At 33.8% G+C, this 18,524-nt stretch carries 9 protein-coding genes; all 9 read right to left on the reverse strand.

The genetic code is table 11. The features are described from left to right. Nucleotides 1-642: 642 nt before the first annotated feature. Nucleotides 643-1,377 (reverse strand): 23S rRNA (guanosine(2251)-2'-O)-methyltransferase RlmB, encoded by a 735-nt coding sequence (rlmB, locus tag Q1B05_RS05365; protein ID WP_299778371.1) that lies wholly within the window; start codon nt 1,375-1,377, stop codon nt 643-645. A 160-nt stretch (nt 1,378-1,537) separates the two neighbouring features. After that, the gene (locus tag Q1B05_RS05370) at nt 1,538-2,962 is read right to left on the reverse strand and encodes a SusD/RagB family nutrient-binding outer membrane lipoprotein (protein ID WP_299778373.1); all 1,425 of its coding nucleotides are present in this window, start codon (nt 2,960-2,962) and stop codon (nt 1,538-1,540) included. 14 nt (nt 2,963-2,976) lie between these two features. After that, nucleotides 2,977-6,183, reverse strand: coding sequence for a SusC/RagA family TonB-linked outer membrane protein (locus Q1B05_RS05375; RefSeq protein ID WP_299778375.1), 3,207 nt, complete (start codon nt 6,181-6,183; stop codon nt 2,977-2,979). 679 nt (nt 6,184-6,862) lie between these two features. Beyond that, nucleotides 6,863-7,741, reverse strand: a complete 879-nt coding sequence (locus Q1B05_RS05380) for a hypothetical protein (protein WP_299778377.1) — start codon at nt 7,739-7,741, stop codon at nt 6,863-6,865. 34 nt (nt 7,742-7,775) lie between these two features. Further along, nucleotides 7,776-8,642 (reverse strand): hypothetical protein, encoded by an 867-nt coding sequence (locus Q1B05_RS05385; RefSeq protein ID WP_299778379.1) that lies wholly within the window; start codon nt 8,640-8,642, stop codon nt 7,776-7,778. A 19-nt stretch (nt 8,643-8,661) separates the two neighbouring features. Continuing rightward, entirely contained in the window at nt 8,662-10,089 is a 1,428-nt protein-coding gene (locus Q1B05_RS05390) for a SusD/RagB family nutrient-binding outer membrane lipoprotein (protein WP_299778381.1), read from the reverse strand. A 12-nt stretch (nt 10,090-10,101) separates the two neighbouring features. After that, entirely contained in the window at nt 10,102-13,278 is a 3,177-nt protein-coding gene (locus Q1B05_RS05395; protein WP_299778384.1) for a SusC/RagA family TonB-linked outer membrane protein, read from the reverse strand. A gap of 455 nt (nt 13,279-13,733) precedes the next feature. Beyond that, nucleotides 13,734-15,200, reverse strand: coding sequence for a RagB/SusD family nutrient uptake outer membrane protein (locus tag Q1B05_RS05400; RefSeq protein ID WP_299778386.1), 1,467 nt, complete (start codon nt 15,198-15,200; stop codon nt 13,734-13,736). A gap of 12 nt (nt 15,201-15,212) precedes the next feature. Beyond that, on the reverse strand, nt 15,213-18,413 hold the full coding sequence (locus Q1B05_RS05405) for a SusC/RagA family TonB-linked outer membrane protein (RefSeq protein ID WP_299778388.1): 3,201 nt from the start codon (nt 18,411-18,413) through the stop codon (nt 15,213-15,215). Nucleotides 18,414-18,524: the final 111 nt, after the last annotated feature.

The following is an 18,524-nucleotide window of genomic DNA, read 5'->3' on the forward strand; positions in this document are numbered from 1 at the left end:
TTATGTACTTCATATCCATTGCGATCCCTTGCTATTACTGAAATCATGTGTTTTTAAGTTAAAGTCAAATAGAATTTGATGTGATTTTCTATTTTCTTAATAGATTCACATTAAAAAAATCTTAATCTTGTTTTTTACTTAACCAACGATAATATTACTAATAACACTTTATGTTAGTTTTTTTGTGTGATGTATTTTCCTTTATGTCGGATATAGACTAGGTTTTTAGCCTTAAAGAGGAGTTCTTTGATAACTATTTGAGAGTAATTATTTTATCTGAAAAAAATCAAAATAATTTTAAAATCTACAATTGTGATAAAGTGACATTATTATAATTCTTTTTTTAAGTGTGAACTCTATATTAAGAATTTAGAAAAATGGAGTGGTTTTTTATTTTTTAGAGAAACAAATACTTAAGTCGTCCTATCTTTTTTTTGCTGATTTAAAAATTCAGCTAGATTTTTTTCTTACTTATAATAAAGTGAATAGTGGGGGAGATACGAGTAGTACTTTGTGTAGCCATTTTATTATCTATAATACTATTCCTTTATACTAGGATCAAGGAATAGTATTCTGTTTTTAAGATGATTTATAAAACGGTATCTAGTTTTGATATAACCTAAAATGATTCAAAGTGTAATATTAACGACGTTGTCTTAATGCTTCATATAAAAAAGCACCACAAGCAACAGATACATTTAGAGATCCTATTTCACCAAGTAAAGGTAATTTTGCTTTTGCATCTACTAATTTTAGTACAGAAGGGTTTATTCCTTTTCCTTCAGATCCCATAATAATGGCGCATGGTTCTTTAAAAGATACATCGTACATTAAATCTTCTGTTTTTTCTGTAGCAGCAATAACTTTTATTCCAGAGGCTTGCATATAAAACATGGCGTCTTTAATATGGTCTACTTTACAGATGGGCATTTTAAAGACAGCTCCTGCACTTGTTTTAATAGTATCTCCGTTTACAGGAGCCCCTCCTTTTTTCTGAATAATAATTCCATCTACACCTGTGCATTCTGCAGTACGGATTATAGCTCCAAAGTTTCTAACATCGCTTAATTGATCTAACAATAGGAATAGGGGAGTCTTACCAGATTCGGTAACTTTGGTTACTAATTCTTCTATGTCCCAAAATGTTATTGGAGCAATTTGTGCAACAACACCCTGATGGTTTTTAGAGGTTAGTTTATTTAGTTTTTCAATAGGAACATAAGAAACGTTAATACGTTGTTTACGTAAAACACCTTCTAATTCGTGAGATAATTCACCTTTAAGCCCTTTTTGAACAAATACCTTGTCAATATTTTCTCCAGCTTGTAAAGCTTCAATAACAGCACGTATTCCAAAAATTTGAGTCTCTTTTTCCATGTGGCAAAAGTACAATATTTTATGTATTGGTAATTAAAAATTTTACGCATAAAAAAACCACTTGTGTAAAAGTGGCTTATAGTGCTAAAAAAAGCAGCCGACTAATTCAAGAACTAGTCGACCGCTTTCAAAAAATATAACTTATAGAATGTTTTACTTATTAGTTAACATCCCAGAATAATTTAGTGGTTTGGCTATCTCCTCCTATTGCAGCAGATGCAGCAGACCAATTTGTTTCATTTAAGTTTTGCTCGTTTACAGGGTAAGTGTAACGTGTTGGTACTGGATTACCTGTTTCAACTGGTAAGTTAAATTCAGGCACATCGTAAGTTCTCCATGCAGTCCAGCTTTCAAAACCTCTATTATACATTGCTAACCACATTTGTGTACCAATAGATGTTTTCCAGTTAGTAGCATCGTAAGCAACATCAGATTGAGCTAAATATGCGTCTACACCATCAACTCCCCAATCATCAAAATTAGCAGTAATTGCAGTATTGTAGAAATTTTCAGCAGTATCACCTACAGAAAAACCTCTTTGTGCAGCATCAGCTAAGAAGAAAGATACTTCAGAGAAATCTAATAATACACCTCTAAATTCAGGGTCATACATATCGTCTCCAATATGTGTGTATAAAGAGTAAGTGTTGTTGTCTCCGTAAGGTCCACCTTCGTAAACACCAGTACCTAAGTTATCATCAAAAAACACAGAACGTCTAGGGTCGTCTAAATCATTCATGAAATCTACTATAGTGTTAGCTGCAATAAAATCTGAACGTCCAGACTCAACTAAATCTTCCCATAACGGGTTTGTATTTGGGCTTGTTGCTGTATATTCAATAGTTGCGTTATCACTGTTAGATGTAAATACACCAGCTGCTACTGCAGATTCTATTGCAGTTTGAGCAGTTGCAGACATTCCAGGAGCATCTACAATACGAGAACCGATTCTTAATTTTAAAGAGTTACCAAATTTAGACCAAGCAGAAACATCTCCGCTGTAAATATTATCTAAACTAAAACCTGTTCCTGTTAAATTAGGTAAAACTGAATTAAGACGCGTTAATAAATCTTCGTAAATAGTTGCAGCATCATCGTATACAGGTAATGGATAAGCGTTAGCATCTAAGGCTTGAGTATAAGGAATATCTCCAAAAGTATCTACTAATTGTTGCCAAGTATAGACTTCTAAAATTTCGATTTGAGCAACTTGAGTCTCCATATCTTCAGTAGATAAATCTGTGTCAGCCTCAGTATATTCTTTAGCTGTTTTTAAATCTAAAAGGACATCTCTATATAACTCAGACCAATGGCTTTGAGGAATCGTTCTTCCTGTTAAGTCGTAGTTAGCTTCATCTATATAGGTTGTTTCTGTCCAGTTTTGAGCAAGTAGTCTGAAAACATTTGTGTTTACATTGGTACTCGTCATTTGGTCGAATAAACTCACAGTAGCAGAATTGAAAAGAAAAGACGCTTCTACTTGTGTCGGGTTTTTAGGATCTTCGTTATAACTTTCGTATTTCTCATCAGACATACAAGATGCAAGAAGAACAAAAGATATTGCTGTAATAAATATTTTTTTCATGATTTTTTCTTGTTTTAGAACTGTAATTTAACACTTGCACCAATTTCTCTAATACTTGGATATGCACCAGATTGGTATCCTTGAGCATTACCAGAACTTAATCCTGCTTCAGGATCTGAGTAAGGTACACTCTTGTCAATAATCCACAAGTTTCTACCTATAACAGAGAAAGTAACTCCTGTAAATGGTAATTTGTCTAAATCTTTTAAGCTATAGCTAAAAGTTGCTTCTCTAAGTTTAATATAACCAGCATCGTAAACGTGTTGTGAGTTTGATGCTCTAGCATATCCCCAAGGGTTAGCGTAAGTGTCGGCTGCAGCTCTTACTGTGTTTACAGAACCATCTGCTTGCACACCTGGTAAAATAACTCCACCACCATTAGCTATTGTATTTCTTACTGGGTTTCCTAATTCGTTAGTTCCAGCTGTAAAGTCATATAGACCTGTCGCGTAACCATACCAAGTATCTAGAGAGAATACATCTCCTCCTTTTTGCATGTCAAGTAAGAAACTTAAGTTGAAGTTTTTATAAGTAAACGAGTTATATAAACCAGCTTTCCAGTCAGCATTAATATCTCCAATTACATTGTTACTATTATCAGTTGTAACATAATATCCGTTAGTCCCTACTATTGGGTCTCCGTTTTCATTGTATGTTAAATCTGTACCTCTAATTGTACCGTAAGCTTCTCCTGGAGTTGCGTTAATACTCACACCACCTTGAAAAGATTGTAATACTAAGTTGTCAATTCCGTCTGTTAATTTTTCTACTAAACTTGTGTTTTTAGACCAGTTAACATTCATATCCCAAGCAAAGTCTTCTGTACGAATAGGAGTTACATTTAATGTTACTTCCCAACCTTTGTTTGAAATTGTTCCTGCATTAAGTAATGCTGAACTATAACCTGTAGAGTTAGATAATGGTACGCTAGTAATTTGGTTTTCGTTAAGTGCATCGTAATATGTTACATCGAAACCAAAACGTTTTTTGAAGAATTGCATTTCTAAACCAATTTCCCAGTTTGTTTGTTCTTCTGGTAATAAATCTGGATTAGATTTTGCACCTGGGTTTGTCGCTATTCCTCCATTAAATGGTGTTCCAATAGAATATGTGTTAAATACGTTGTAAGCATCTGTATCGTTACCTACTTTACCGTAGTTACCTCTTAATTTACCAAATGATAACCAATCTGCTTCTAATAATTCTGAGAATATTAATGAACCTGTTGCAGACCAATAGTCATAACGGTTGTTGTCTATAGGTAATGAAGATGAACGGTCTGTTCTGTATGTTCCTTCTAAGTAAGCAAAGTTGTCATAACCTAAACTTGCTTGTACATATTCACCATCTACTACTTTTGTAGCATCATATTCAGAAGGTGCTTCTATAGAACTTACACTGTTAGATAATGCGTAAAGACCAGCAAGGTTTAAACCTCCATTTGTTTCAGCATAAATACTGTTCCAATTGTTTTGTCTTAAGTTAAAACCAGCAATACCTGAAAGGTTTAATTTATCTGATAAATCTTTGTTGAAAGATAACATTAAGTCGTAGTTATATTCAGATACATTTCTGTTGTAACGTGAGTATTCAGAAACATCTACAGAACCTACAGCGATTCTTTCTTCTTGTAATTCAGCATAACTGTCATAAGTAAAACGGCCTAAAACACTTAACCAATCTGTAATTTCATAATCTAAAACGACATTACCCCAAAATCTGTTACGTGTATCTGTTTCGTAGTTTTCATAACGAGTCCAGTAAAAGTTATCTGAGTATATTGGAGACGTATCCGAAACACTATTAGAGTTCCAAGTTACGTTTTGTCCTGTATTAAAATAAGCCTCTTTTTGTTCTTTTAAATCAACGTTCAGTTGGAACCATTGTCTAAATTGTTGCATTGGGTTTTTAGAATCGTAACCTGTACCGTAACGTCCCTTACCATCTGTTTTACTAAAGTTAAAACTAGTAGAAGCAGTAAGTTTTTCTGTTAAGTTATAAGATCCATTAAATGAAATGTTATTTCTTTTAATAGAAGAGTTAGGTAAGTTACCTTCTTGCATCATGTTAGTGTAGCCTAAACGGAATGTTCCATTTTCGTTACCACCAGTTAAATCAACAGAGTTGATTAAAGTAGAAGAGGTTGTCCAAACTGAGTTAGGATCATTTTTTGCAGCAACCCAAGGAGTAGCTTGTTGGTATGTATCTAATTCTGGGTAGATAGAGTTCCATTGGTATATTAATCTGTCTGGATCATATTCAGCACCATAAGATGCATCTTCAGTAAATGCTACTGTTTCATCAAGAATACCATCTCCGTTTACGTCTGCTAAGTCAAAAAAACCATCGCTACTTGCGTAATATGGACCATAACCAGCACCATATTTTTTCTGGTATGTTGGTAATGTTTCTCTGTCTGGAGTACCTACTGTTACACTAGAGTTAACTGTAATTCCAATACCTTTTTGTTTCTTACCTTTTTTAGTTGTAATCATAATTACACCATTCGATGCTCTAGAACCGTATAATGCAGATGCAGCAGCACCTTTTAATACGTTAATAGATTCAATATCGTCTGGGTTAATATCTGATGCAGCGTTACCATAATCGTAACCACCACCACCGGCTTGTTGAGTTGATGAGTTAGAGTTTCCATTATCAATTGGAATACCATCTACAACAAATAATGCTTGGTTGTTACCAGCAACAGAACTGTTACCACGTATAACTACGTTTGTAGAACCACCAATAGTACCTGAAGGCTTAATGTTTAAACCTGCTACTTTACCTGATAATGAGTTTACGAAGTTTTGAGATTTAACCTTTGATACGGCATCACCTTCAACTTCCTGACTCGCATATCCTAAAGATTTTTTCTCTCTAGAAATACCTAATGCAGTTACAACAACTTCATCAAGTTGTGCTAAATCTTCTTCTAAAGTTACATTAACTGTTGAAGCTCCACCTACAGTAGTTGTTTTCGTTTTATATCCCATAAAAGAAAAGGATAAAATTTCGCCAGAAGCACTCATGATAGAGTATTTACCATCAAAATCTGTTTGAGTACCATTTGTAGTACCTTTTACTATAATGTTAACTCCTGGAAGAGGTAAACCGTTTGGATCTGAAACGGTCCCTGAAATTGTCTTCTCTTGTGCAAACGTAATTTGCACGACAAACGCTAGGAATAGCGTTAGAATTCCACTAAACTTTGTTTTCATTTTATTTTATTTGAATTAGTCAATGACCAAATTCATAATTTATGGTTAATAAAACAATAATAATTCCTTAAAGTTTGAAAATATGTTCGTTTTTTGTAGAATATTGAATTATTTGGTTTAAAATAATCAATAATTAGGTAATTTATATGTGTTTTTTTAAAGTTGACATGATTATCTTCAATAAAATTTTCCTGAATATTGGATATTTTATCAGTTTAGCCCTTATTTTGACATGATTGTCACTTTTTACTGTAAGATTTAACTTTCAAAAACGCTAGTTTAGTTCTTTGCTCTTATTTTGTTAACCATAAATTAACATTAATTCGGACTTATTTGTACCAAATAAAGTAGCCTATTAAGGATGCCTGTTTTTAGATTTCAAATACTTATTTTTTTGTTCGTTTAACATCGTTTTAAACTTTAATATTTAGGTGATTTTTTTAATAAAATGATATGTATATAATTTTGTGGTATTTATATATTAAGATTATTTAATTTGGATTTTTAAACCATAAGAGGTTAACTTGATTCGATTTATTTTGAATCTATGTTTTCTATTATATAGGTATAAGGTTTTTTGAAATTTGAATCACTTCTGTTATTTTATAATTAAATGATATCTATGAAAAAGCCACTTCAATTTGAAGTGGCTTTAATTATTTTGTAACAGCATACTAATTTAGTATGCTGCTATTGTATATATGTAACCATCTTGTATAGTTATTGTCGCAATTGCATATGTTCCAGAAGTCGAAACTGTCGTATATGCTTCTAATGTTGTAGATCCTGTAACATCATCAAAATAATCTTGACTCCATGAGAATGTTAATGGGACTGAGATTTCACCGCCATAAATATCTAAAGGATTCTCGTATAAATCGACTACTACATAGTAGAAACCGTCTTCTAATCCAGATAAGGTTGCTGTTTCAGGACAAGAGCCTGTTGCAGCATCGTAAAAACCTGTATCGTTAAGGTTAGCATCATAAATATAGATGTCGAAATCCATAGCACAAAAATCTAATACTAAGTCTGCACCATCTCCAACTGCAGCTGTAAAAGTACCTGACCAAGACAATTCAAAGTTAAGTTGATCATTAATGTAGTCATCATCTATTGTAATATTGATAGCATAATCGTTAATAGTAACATTTGCTCTAGAATTAGCAGTTAATTCTAGAGTTTCTGTACCTTCAATATAACCATTACTAAAAATGGTAATGTATCCTGTTCCTGTTGTATTTCCAGGAGTTACTGTAATAACAGACGTTTCGTAATCTTCTGTATCTGCTTCACCGTCTGTTTGAATTAATTCAATAATAGTTGTTGCTGTTACGGCTTCGTTTAAGGTTACAGTGTATGGAATTATGTAATCTTCACCTGAAGAATGAATATCTGATTCGCTTACGGTTATTGATGGGTTTGGTGTAGATACTATTGCGCCTACTTTAGTGTAATCTATTAGAGAATCTCCAGTATTGTCATCACTATCATCACAAGATGTAAAAACAAAACCAGACAAGGCTAATAGACAAAACGTTTTATATATGTTTTTCATAATTTTATGTTTAAGTTTTAAATCTGTCAATGAATTATTTTCTAACGTATTTAGATGTGTATTCACCAATACCAAAGAATGCATCATTATGTATCATTTCTAATACTCCGGTTTCTTGATCCCAAGTACCACCAGTAATACAGCCAATACCATAATCTCCACCTTCACAGTAATCTGGTCCGCCAGCGGTTCCACTAGCATCAACTATACCACCACAAGAAACAGCAAAACTACCAAAGTTTTGTAAAGAGGTATTTGTAGTACAGAATTGTAGTAATCCACCATCTGCTGTAGAAGCAAACCATGTACCGTCTGAGTTTTGAGTAATCTCAACATCTACTTCACTTGCACAAACTGTATTGGTCATTGTGTAGGTTCCTGTTAAATCGTAAGAACAGTTAATTGCTATTGCAAAATTTCCAAGGTTTGAACTGTATGTATAAATGGTGCCGTCGTTTTTAACCACTTTTACTGAAAAAACAAAAACATCTCCAATTCTTAAATCAGAAGATAATTTACCTGTTCCTTCCATAAATTCTTCTATGTTAATATAAGATAAAGAGAAAGGTAGTGCTGTAGCTTCACCAATTTTAATTTCATTATCTCCATTTAGAGATTTGTAAATTTCGATTCGATTAACATCTCCACTTTCAAAACCTCCAGAAACCTCAGTAACAACTAAGTTTAAATAATCGTCTGAAAAGGTAATTGATGCTTCATCTAGATCTACTCCTGATTCTGGAGAACCTAAAAGAGCTCCGGAAGAGTTGTTCGATACATTTATAATTAGTCCTGCAGTTCCTTCTACTTCTGCAACTACGTCTACATTTGGGTCGCTATTACAAGCCGTAAAACTTAGAATAGTTAATAATACTAAAGAGGTATATAATATATTTTTCATTTTTTAGTCTTGTTTTAAATTAGTTTATATCCCACCATATTTTAGTTGTTAGTGCATCTGCACCTTGTTCAGCTACAGCAGCATCTACATTAGAAGCGTTTAAGGATACTTCGTCGTTAGTGTATGTGAATCTTGTGGGGATACTGTTTACACCTGGTTGAGGGTCTATCGCTAATGGTAAATCTGAAGGGATATCAGATCTTCTCCATTCTGCCCATGTTTCATATCCTTGCATAAAAGTAGATACCCATAATTGTTCTGCAATAGAAGTGTATCCGTTATAAGAAGGTGAAAAACTACCAGCAGATAAGCCGTTTTGAACTAAAGAAGCATTAATTCCTGTTGTAAAATAATCTTCTGCCGATCCGCTGATATAAGATTTTGATGCAGCTTCTGCTAATAGTAAATTTATTTGAGAAGCCGATACTAAGAATAAAGGTGCTTCTGCAGCCATGTAAGCATCACCTATTTCAGATATTGAACCAGCTCCGTATCCAGCTGTGCCCGGGTTTATGTATCCTGCAGGTTTACCAACATATTCTCCATTGTCATTTGGGTTTGCATACACGGTGATTCTAGGGTCTCCAGTTGCTAACATAAAATCTACTAATTCTTTACCTACAGACCACTCATCTTGTCTACTATTATTTATAATATCATAAAAAGGATTTGTATTTGGTGTTGCAATTGTTGTGAATGAGATAAAAGCATTATCTGAATTAGAAGTAATTAAATTACCCGAATTTACTAAAGCTTGTAATTCTGATGCACTAAATAAAGACGTGTCTGAAATACGCATCATTGCTCTAAATTTAATGGTAGTAGCGAATTTTATCCATTTAGATGTATCTCCACTATAAATTAAATCTTGACTTGAGTCTATTGTACCAGAGCCAGACTCTAACAGGGCGATAGCTTCATCTAATAATGTAAATATTTGTGTGTAAACTTGTTCTTGTGTATCGTAAGCCGGATTAAATGTTCCGTCTTCACCATTAATAGCGTCAGACATTGGTATGTTTCCAAATGCATCTGTAAGATATTGGTATGAAATAGCTTGTAATGTTAATGCAACACCTTGGATAGATTTGTTATTTTCTTCTATTGCTAAGTTGTTCATTTCGTCTGCATCTGCAATTACTGAAGCGTACATTGTGTTCCAAAATGTATTTATTGAACCTAAACGTGGATAGTATCTATCTGCGTCGTTATAAACTGGTTTTGAAAGATGTTGGGGCCAAGTTGATGCACATTCTCCTGCAAGAGAATAATTATGCACTTGATTAATTAATGTTCTTTCTATGTATCCCAACTGTAAATCAGCTGAAATGTCTGTGGGGTTATTAGGGTCTGTATTGGTTTCTTCAAAATCACTGTCACAGGCCGATGTAAATACCATCACACCAGTTAGAGCAGCAAGAGACCATGATTTAAATATATTTTTCATTTTCATTTTCGATTAAAATTTAACATTAAGATTCACACCAATTGTACGTGTAGAAGGTGTTTGAGCATATTCTAAACCTTGTTGACCTATACTAACACCAAAAGCTGTTTCTGGGTCGATATGCGGTGCATTTCTTGAGAGTATCGCTAAATTTCTAATATTAACACCTAAACTGATAGCGTCTAAGCCAGTGTTAGCAATTAGTTTATTAGGGATTGAATAGCTTATAGAAAGTTCTCTCCATTTAATAAAAGAAGCATCGAAAACAGAAGATTCTGCTACGTTTTGGTTGTAAGCACTAGAGTAATAGTTTTGGGCATCAACAACTATATCGTTAGGGATATAGCCTCCGTTACCATCAGACATTTCACCGACTCCTACAACACCGGTTTCTCTACCTTCAAGAGTTTCTTCAAGTACACCGGATAAGTTACCCCATGTGTTTGTTTGGGAATACACATCTCCTCCTTGTTTAATATCAAATAATGTTCTGAATGTAAAGCCTTTATAAGAAGCGTTAATTGCTAATCCTCCAACCCAGTCAGCTTGAGAGTTTCCTAATACTTTAGAGTCGCCAATTACAGGTAATCCATTTTCATATAAAATAGCTCCGCTTTCTGTGCGTTCAAATGCTGGTCCCCATATGGCCCCAATAGCTTCACCATTTCTTGCTTGAGTATTTACGTTCCATAAACTTCCGTATTCTAAGTTAATTACACCTTCACCTTCAATATCTGAAACTTCATTTGTGTTTTTTGCAAAATTAAGATCTAAACCTAAGTTGAAGCCATCTCCACCATTTCTTATAAGATCTAGTCCAAGAATCACTTCAACGCCTTTGTTTGTTATTGTTGCCGCGTTTTTCCAAACATTAGTAAATCCAGAAGAAGCAGATACTTGAAGTGGCATAATTACATCCTCGTTTTTCTTATCGTAATAAGTGAAATCTACGCGTAATCTATTTGAAAAGAAACGTGCGTCAAGACCAAATTCTACAGCTGTTTCTGTTTGAGCTGTAATATCTGAATTCCATAATGTGTCAGGATAAATTGCGGTAGGAGTACTACCGTTAAGTGGGTAACTAGATAAAGAATATGTTGGAGTAACACTATATGGTGCTAAAGGTCCTGCACTTCCTGTTTCTGCCCAAGATGCTCTTAACTTTAAGAAGCTTACAGCTTCAGATTGTATGTTTAATATATCGCTTACAACTGCACTTAAAGAAGCAGATGGATAGAATATACTATTGTTGTTTATAGGTAACACACTAGCCCAGTCATTACGTCCTGTAAAATCTAAGAATAAATAATCGTTGTAACTTATTTGACCTGTAGCAAATAAACTGTTTATTTTATACTCTTCACTCGTGTCAGATATTAGCGGTGAACCTGAAGAGTTAGATAGGTTGAATAAACCATCTAATACCAAGTTTTCTGCTATACCTTGGAATGCGGTATATTTATTAATCATTGATTGGCCACCTGCACTTAGAGATACTCCAAATTGTTCGTTAGATCCAAATTTTTTGTCGTAACTTAAAATTGCTTGAGTGTTAACTTCGTATCGATTTCTTTTGGTAAGTGAATAATATCCATTTGCGTATCCGTTAGTACCTACACTTCTCATTGTTTCTCTAGAGTCATCAAAATAATCAATACCTGTAGACATGTTTAATGATAAATCTTCTGAAATTTGGTAACCAATATTTGCAGTTCCAATTAATCTATTACGGGACCAAGGGTGTAAGTTTTTATCTAATGCCCAAAAAGGGTTATTGTTATAGGCTAAATTCCAGTTTAAAGGCGTTGTTATTCCATCACCAACATCTACTAAAGGTAAGTTTTTCCAATCTCTAAGTTGAGACCAATCTACTTGTCTTGCACTCCATACCAATTGTCCTACTTGGTTATCAATGTCTCCGTAACCAACAGCATTTCTTTGATCTGAAGAAGAGTTAATGTATCTAGCGGTAAATCCAGCAGTCCATTTATCTCCTAATTCATAATTTGCAGACCCAGAAATGTTGTATTTCTTAAGGTCTGTATTATATACAATACCTTTAGAATCTACATAACCTAGTGATAAGCGATAATTAGAAGTGTCTGTTCCTCCTGAAAAAGAAATTGTATTATCTGTTGTTAGTCCGGTTTGGTAAAAATCGTCACGAACACTATTAGGATGTGAAATCCAAGGTTGAGCTTGTGGGTTATCTGGATTATCTATAAATGAAGAATATTGGATAAATTCATAACCTGCATCTAAAGGTGCTCCCCAACTTTCGTCTACACCACCATCACCTCCGAAAGCTCCTTTATCGTAACCTTGGCCATCAACGAATTCGAAATAGCTTTGACTATGTCCTTGTCCGTAAGAATTTTGGTAGTCAGGAAAAATGTAAGCATTAGAAAAACTTACAGAAGAATTAATTTCTATACCTAACGATTTACTTTGTTTTCCAGATTTAGTTGTAATTACAATTACACCATTTGTACCTCTCATTCCGTATAGTGCTGTAGCAGCCCCACCTTTTAAGACGTTAATGGTTTCAATGTCCTGAGGATTTATGTCTGCTAATCCATTAGGAACATCAGTTCCAGAACTAGATCCTGTATATGTATTATTGTCAATTACTGCTCCGTCAATGACTATTAATGGTTGTGAATTTCCATAAATAGAAGATACACCACGAATAGTTATACGGGAAGATGCTCCGATATCACCAGAAGATTGTGTGATATTTACACCTGCAATTTTACCAGATAAAGAGTTTACAACGTTAGTTGTAGGTACATCTGAAATGGCTTCCGATTTTAGTTGTTGTGAAGCATAACCAATAGCTTTTTCATCTTTCTTAATACCCAGTGCTGTTACCACAACTTCGTCAAGTTCGGATAAGTCTTGAGTCAATACTAGATTTACCGTTTTAGAGGTTCCCAAAGTAATGCTTTTTGTTTTGTAACCCATGAATGAAAACGATAATACATCTCCGCTTACAGCAGCAAGTGTGTAATTACCATCAAAATCCGATTGTGTACCTTGAGAGGTGCCTTTAATAATAATGTTAACCCCTGGTAGAGGCAGGCCGGCTTCGTCTGAAACAGTACCTGAAATTATTTTCTCTTGTGCAAAAGTAACTTGCACAATCAACGCTAGAAACAGCGTTAGAATTCCACTAAACTTTGTCTTCATTTTTATTTGATTTGAATTAGTCAGGAACTAAAATCATAATAAAAAGTTAATAAAACAATAATACTTAAATAAAATGTTAATTTTTTAGATTAAATGTATAAATGTGGTTAATTGGTAGGGAATTATTTGTTTAATTATAATAAACAAGTTGATTTTTATTAATTTATCAATGTTTTTTTTCGTCTTAAGAGTTGTTTATGTTCTTTTTTATTGTTAAAGTAAAGTTAATTTTGACGTTTCTGTCTGTTTTTAATATCTGTTAATAGTTTTTTGATAGAGAGGGGGTTATATCTGAATAGAGTTGCTTACTAATACGTAATTGTTATTATGTGAAGAACTCACTACTTATTTTGTTAATTAGATGTATTGGTGTGATAAAAAAAAAAGCCTTGTGTAAATATTTACACAAGGCTTTTATAAATTGAACCGATTATTAAAAATCTTAAAATGTAAGATTAGTCAATAAAAGGGTTGTTTTGAATTTCTAATTGAGGTATATCTAAAGTTAATCTATCATCGTCAGAAGAAATATTAAGACTTGGGTAAGTTAGGTGATTACTTCCTAAAGTGATATCAGAATTGTTACGTTTCATTAACAAGTAACTTTTTCCTTCTCCCCAAAACTCGATACGAGTTTGTAAAATAATTTCGTCTAATAAAGCTTGACCACTTAATTGATCTACATAAGATGTATCATCTAAACGTTGATCTAATAATGTTTTAAGAGCAGATTTAGCTGTTGCTTCGTCTCCTGATTTAGCCGCAGTTTCTGCATATAATAAATACATTTCATCAATACGCATATATAAGTAATCTGTTTCAATATTACGTTGTCCTCCTACAACTCTGTCTGGAGCGTAGAATTTATTGATTGGGTATAATTGACCGTCTCCGTAAGCATTAACAAATTGTCCTTTTCTAACATCATTGTCAGGAATAGCTGCGTATAACTCGTCGTTAATAATTTTAGGATCTCCAGCCCAAGCATAACTATAAGTAAATAAATCTACTTGACCCCACCAAGATACTAAGTCTAAGTCTGATGCTATAGTTATATCTGTTCCCCAAATCCAAGCACTAGTAGTTACATCGTTAAATCCACCAATAGCTTCTTCTTCGCTTACAATACTTGCTCCAGAGCTTAAAATAGCATCTTCACTAGCTTGTTTTGCTAAAGCATTTTCTCCCATAGCAGCGTAAGCATAAGCTAAAAGTCCTTGTGCTACTGTTTGGTTAATGTAAGATTTAGAACCTCTACTAAAACCATCTAATCCATCAACAGCATATGTTAAGTCTTCAATAATAAGTGCATAGACGTCTGCAGTTGTACTCAAAGGTTGATTGTCTTGAGATAAAGAGGTGTATATTGGTAAAATTTCTTCACTAGCATTGTAAGATGTAGCATATAAGTTTGCTAAGTAGAAGTATGCATATGCACGCATTGCACGAGCTTGAGCAAATGAATAGATAGCATCCGTGCCAGCTTCTAATTCTGCATCGTTTCCTCCGTAACCATCAATTACAGAGTTCGCTCCATTTACAATACGAAAATAGTATCTCCATGGTTTGTAGTTGTCTGTATCTGTAAAGTCTATAGTTGATTGTAATTCTGAAATTCCAGAATACCAACCGTAGTTTAAGCCTCCTAATACCATATCTCCAGATAGCATGTCACTGTAAATATCGTAGCTTTTCTGACCAAAATCATCATGATCTAAATCTGTACCACCAGATCCAGTAACGTACATGTTTTCGTAGTTACCTCTTAAAATGGCTTCAGATAATTCTGGGTAATCTGGTGAAATTTCTGCAATTTCTTCATCAGACATAAATTCTGATGGATCTTTTTCTAGGAAGTCATCATTACAACTTACCGCAGTAGTTAATGTAACTCCTAATAGTATATATATTATTTTCTTCATTTTTATTGTTTTTTAGAATCGTACATTAAGACCTAGAGTAACTGTTGTTAATGGAGAGTAGCTATAAGTATCTGAGACTCCTGTTTCTGTAGCTGAAGGGTTAAATCCATCTCTTTCGCTCCATAATGCTAAATTGTCTCCAGTTAATGATAATGTGAAGTTAGACATTCCCATTTTTTTAACAAATGCATCTGGGATAGAATAAGCTAATCTAATGTTGTTTAAACTTAAATAATCTGCTTTAGTAATAAATCTTGTAGATGTTGCATTTACATTTTGGTCTAAGTTACTAGATAGTCTAGGGATATCTGTAATGTCTCCAGCTTGTTGCCATCTGTTTCTAATGTCTGTATGCCAGTTGTTTCCACCTACTTGAGTGTTACTCATTAATCCTGCATAAACAGAGTCGTAAGCATAACCTCCTATAGAATATAAGAATTGTACATTAAGTTGGAATCCTTTATAACCTGTTGCAAGATTGAAAGCACCTCTAACATCTGGCATGATAGATTTGTTTACAAATTTTTGTGTTGCATCAGAGTATGTTGTAGTGGTTGTTTTAGAGATTTCTCTATCTGGGTTTAAGTCTTTATATTCTGTTAAAGAAGAAATACCTTCATCTGTATCTACGACACCATTACCGTTACCATCATAAAAATATTGATTCCATAGTGCTTCTCCAGTTTGAGAATCTACACCAGCCCATTCACGTACATAAAAGTCGTAAATAGAATGTCCTTCAGCTCTACCATATCTACCGCTAATGTCTAATAATTTTTCTTCTCCTGTTGCAGGATCAATAGGCATACGTGTTAATTCGTTTGATGTAATTTCACCATTTAGTCCTAAATCAATATAGAAATCTTTAGATTTTACTAGATGTGCAGTAAGATCAAATTCTAAACCAGATTCTCTTAACCCACCATCGTTTACCTTAACAACAGCATAACCAATAGAGGCACCTACACGTCTATCAAAAATTAAGTTATCTGTATCTTTAATATAGTAATCTACACTAGCATCTAAATATTTTCCTAAAGAAAACTCTACACCTGCTTGGAATTGATCTGAAACTTCCCATTCTAAATCTGGGTTACCTTTAGTATCGAAGATTAGTGTTGGTTGGTCATCTAAATTACCAACAGAATATAAATCATTACCAGAGTAAAAATCTACACCACCTTGATCTCCAACTCTACCGTAACTCGCTTTTAGTTTAAGGAAGCTAAATATATCTTGTTTGCTCATAAAGTCTTCATTAGACATTACCCAAGAAGCCCCTACAGAGCCAAATGTTCCCCATCTGTTTCCTTCTTCAAATCTTGAAGAACCATCGCGTCTTAATGTTCCAGAGATAAAGTATGTATCATTGTAGTTGTAGTTTACTTGTCCGAAGTAACTCTCTAAAGAGTAGCTTTCTGTATAAGAAGACATGTTAGATTGTACAACAGCATCATTAAAGTCTGTACTGTTAGGATCTGTTAGGTAAGATTTAGAACCAAATAAGTATTCTCTTTCCCAATCGTTAGCTTCGTGTGCAGCAAGGGCATCGAAACTGTGACCGTCAAAACTTTTCTTAAACGTTAACATGTTTAATAAATTATAAGAAAAAACGTCTGTTCTTTCCTTATATATAGATCCGTTTTGAGAGGCGCTTGGACCGTAATATGGTCCGTCTTGACTATTATAGTTGCTGTTTTTATAGTTCCATCCAATTTTGTTAATTAATTTGAAATCATCATTAAACGCAATATCAATACTTGCATTACCATTTAATTCATGAACTACATCATTAGCAATAGAGTTGTGTGCATCACTAATTGCATTCGTTAAACCACCAAAACCACGAGTATCTCCATAATCGTAAACATAACCTCCATAATATGGATCGTCAATTTTGTTTCCGTTATCGTCTCTTAAAAATAAAGGATATATAGAAGGAATATTGTCTACAAACCAGAATACAGAACCTGAATCTTCAGATTGTCCTCCGTTATTTGTTTCAGAATTAGTATAACCAATGTTAAGGTTACCAGATAACCAGTCTTTTGCTTGGTGATCTATGTTTGCTCTTACAGAGTAACGCTCGAAGTCTGAGTTAATAGAATATCCAACATCTTTTAAATAACCGAAAGATGTAAAGTATCTTGTTTTTTCTGAACCACCACTAATTTTCACGTTAGCTTCTGTTCTGTTAGATTCTTGAAACGCATAGTCTTCCCAATCTTCTGGATTGTATTTACGTGTTACACCGTCTCTTACTTTTCCTGTAACAGGGTCGATTAAATCTGCACCGCTATCTACATTCCACATGTTGTATTCAGATGCAATACCTGAACTTCCAAAAATGTTAGCATTTGCATAATCTATACCGTTGTTTCCTAAAAGACTACCTCTGTTTTTAAGTGCTTCGTAACTTGTTTCAATATATTCTTCAGGAGAAGAGATAGTAGAATAACGAGGTAATGCACTAAAGTTTTGACCTGTTTTTAAGTCAACTTCTATTTCAGCTTCGTTTCTAGATCCTTTTTTTGTATTAATAACAATTACTCCATTAGATCCTCTAGAACCATAGATTGCTGTTGCAGCGGCATCTTTAAGAATGGTTGTAGATTCAATATCATTAGGGTTAATTGAATTTATAGATCCTGTGTAAGGTACACCATCTAACACATATAATGGATCTCTGTTTCCGTTTAGAGAACCAAACCCTCTAATACGTACAGTTGCATCTTCACCAGGTTGTCCGCTTGTGTTTATTACTCGTACACCAGCAGCCTCTCCAGCTAAAGCTTGAGAAACGTTTGATACAGATTTACGTCCTAATGCTTCACCATCAATTTGTGTTGCAGTACCTGTAAACGAACGTAATGTAGATGTACCATATCCTACGATAAGTACTTCATCTAATTCTGATAAATCTTCAGATAATGTAATATTGATTGAGCTTGCTGCACCTATTTTTTGCTCTACAGTTTTATAACCCATAAATGAAAAGGCTAATGTGCTGCCTGTTTCTCCTGAAATTGTATAATTTCCGTCAAAATCAGATTGTGTACCTTGTGTGGTACCTTTAATAATAATATTTACTCCAGGGAGTGGTAAACCGCTTTCATCGGTAACATTTCCTGAAATAATCTTTTCTTGTGCAAAAGTAAACTGCACAACAAACGCTAGGAATAGCGTTAATATCCCATTTAAATGTGATCTCATTTTTAATTTATTTTGAATTAGTCGGCGCAAAACTCTTAATAAATACTTAACTAAACAATAAATCTTTATTAAATTTTAAATCACTAATTAGTTGCAATCGTTGTAGTGTTA

Origin of the sequence: uncultured Formosa sp. (assembly GCF_947500765.1) — a bacterium.
Taxonomy (GTDB): domain Bacteria; phylum Bacteroidota; class Bacteroidia; order Flavobacteriales; family Flavobacteriaceae; genus Formosa.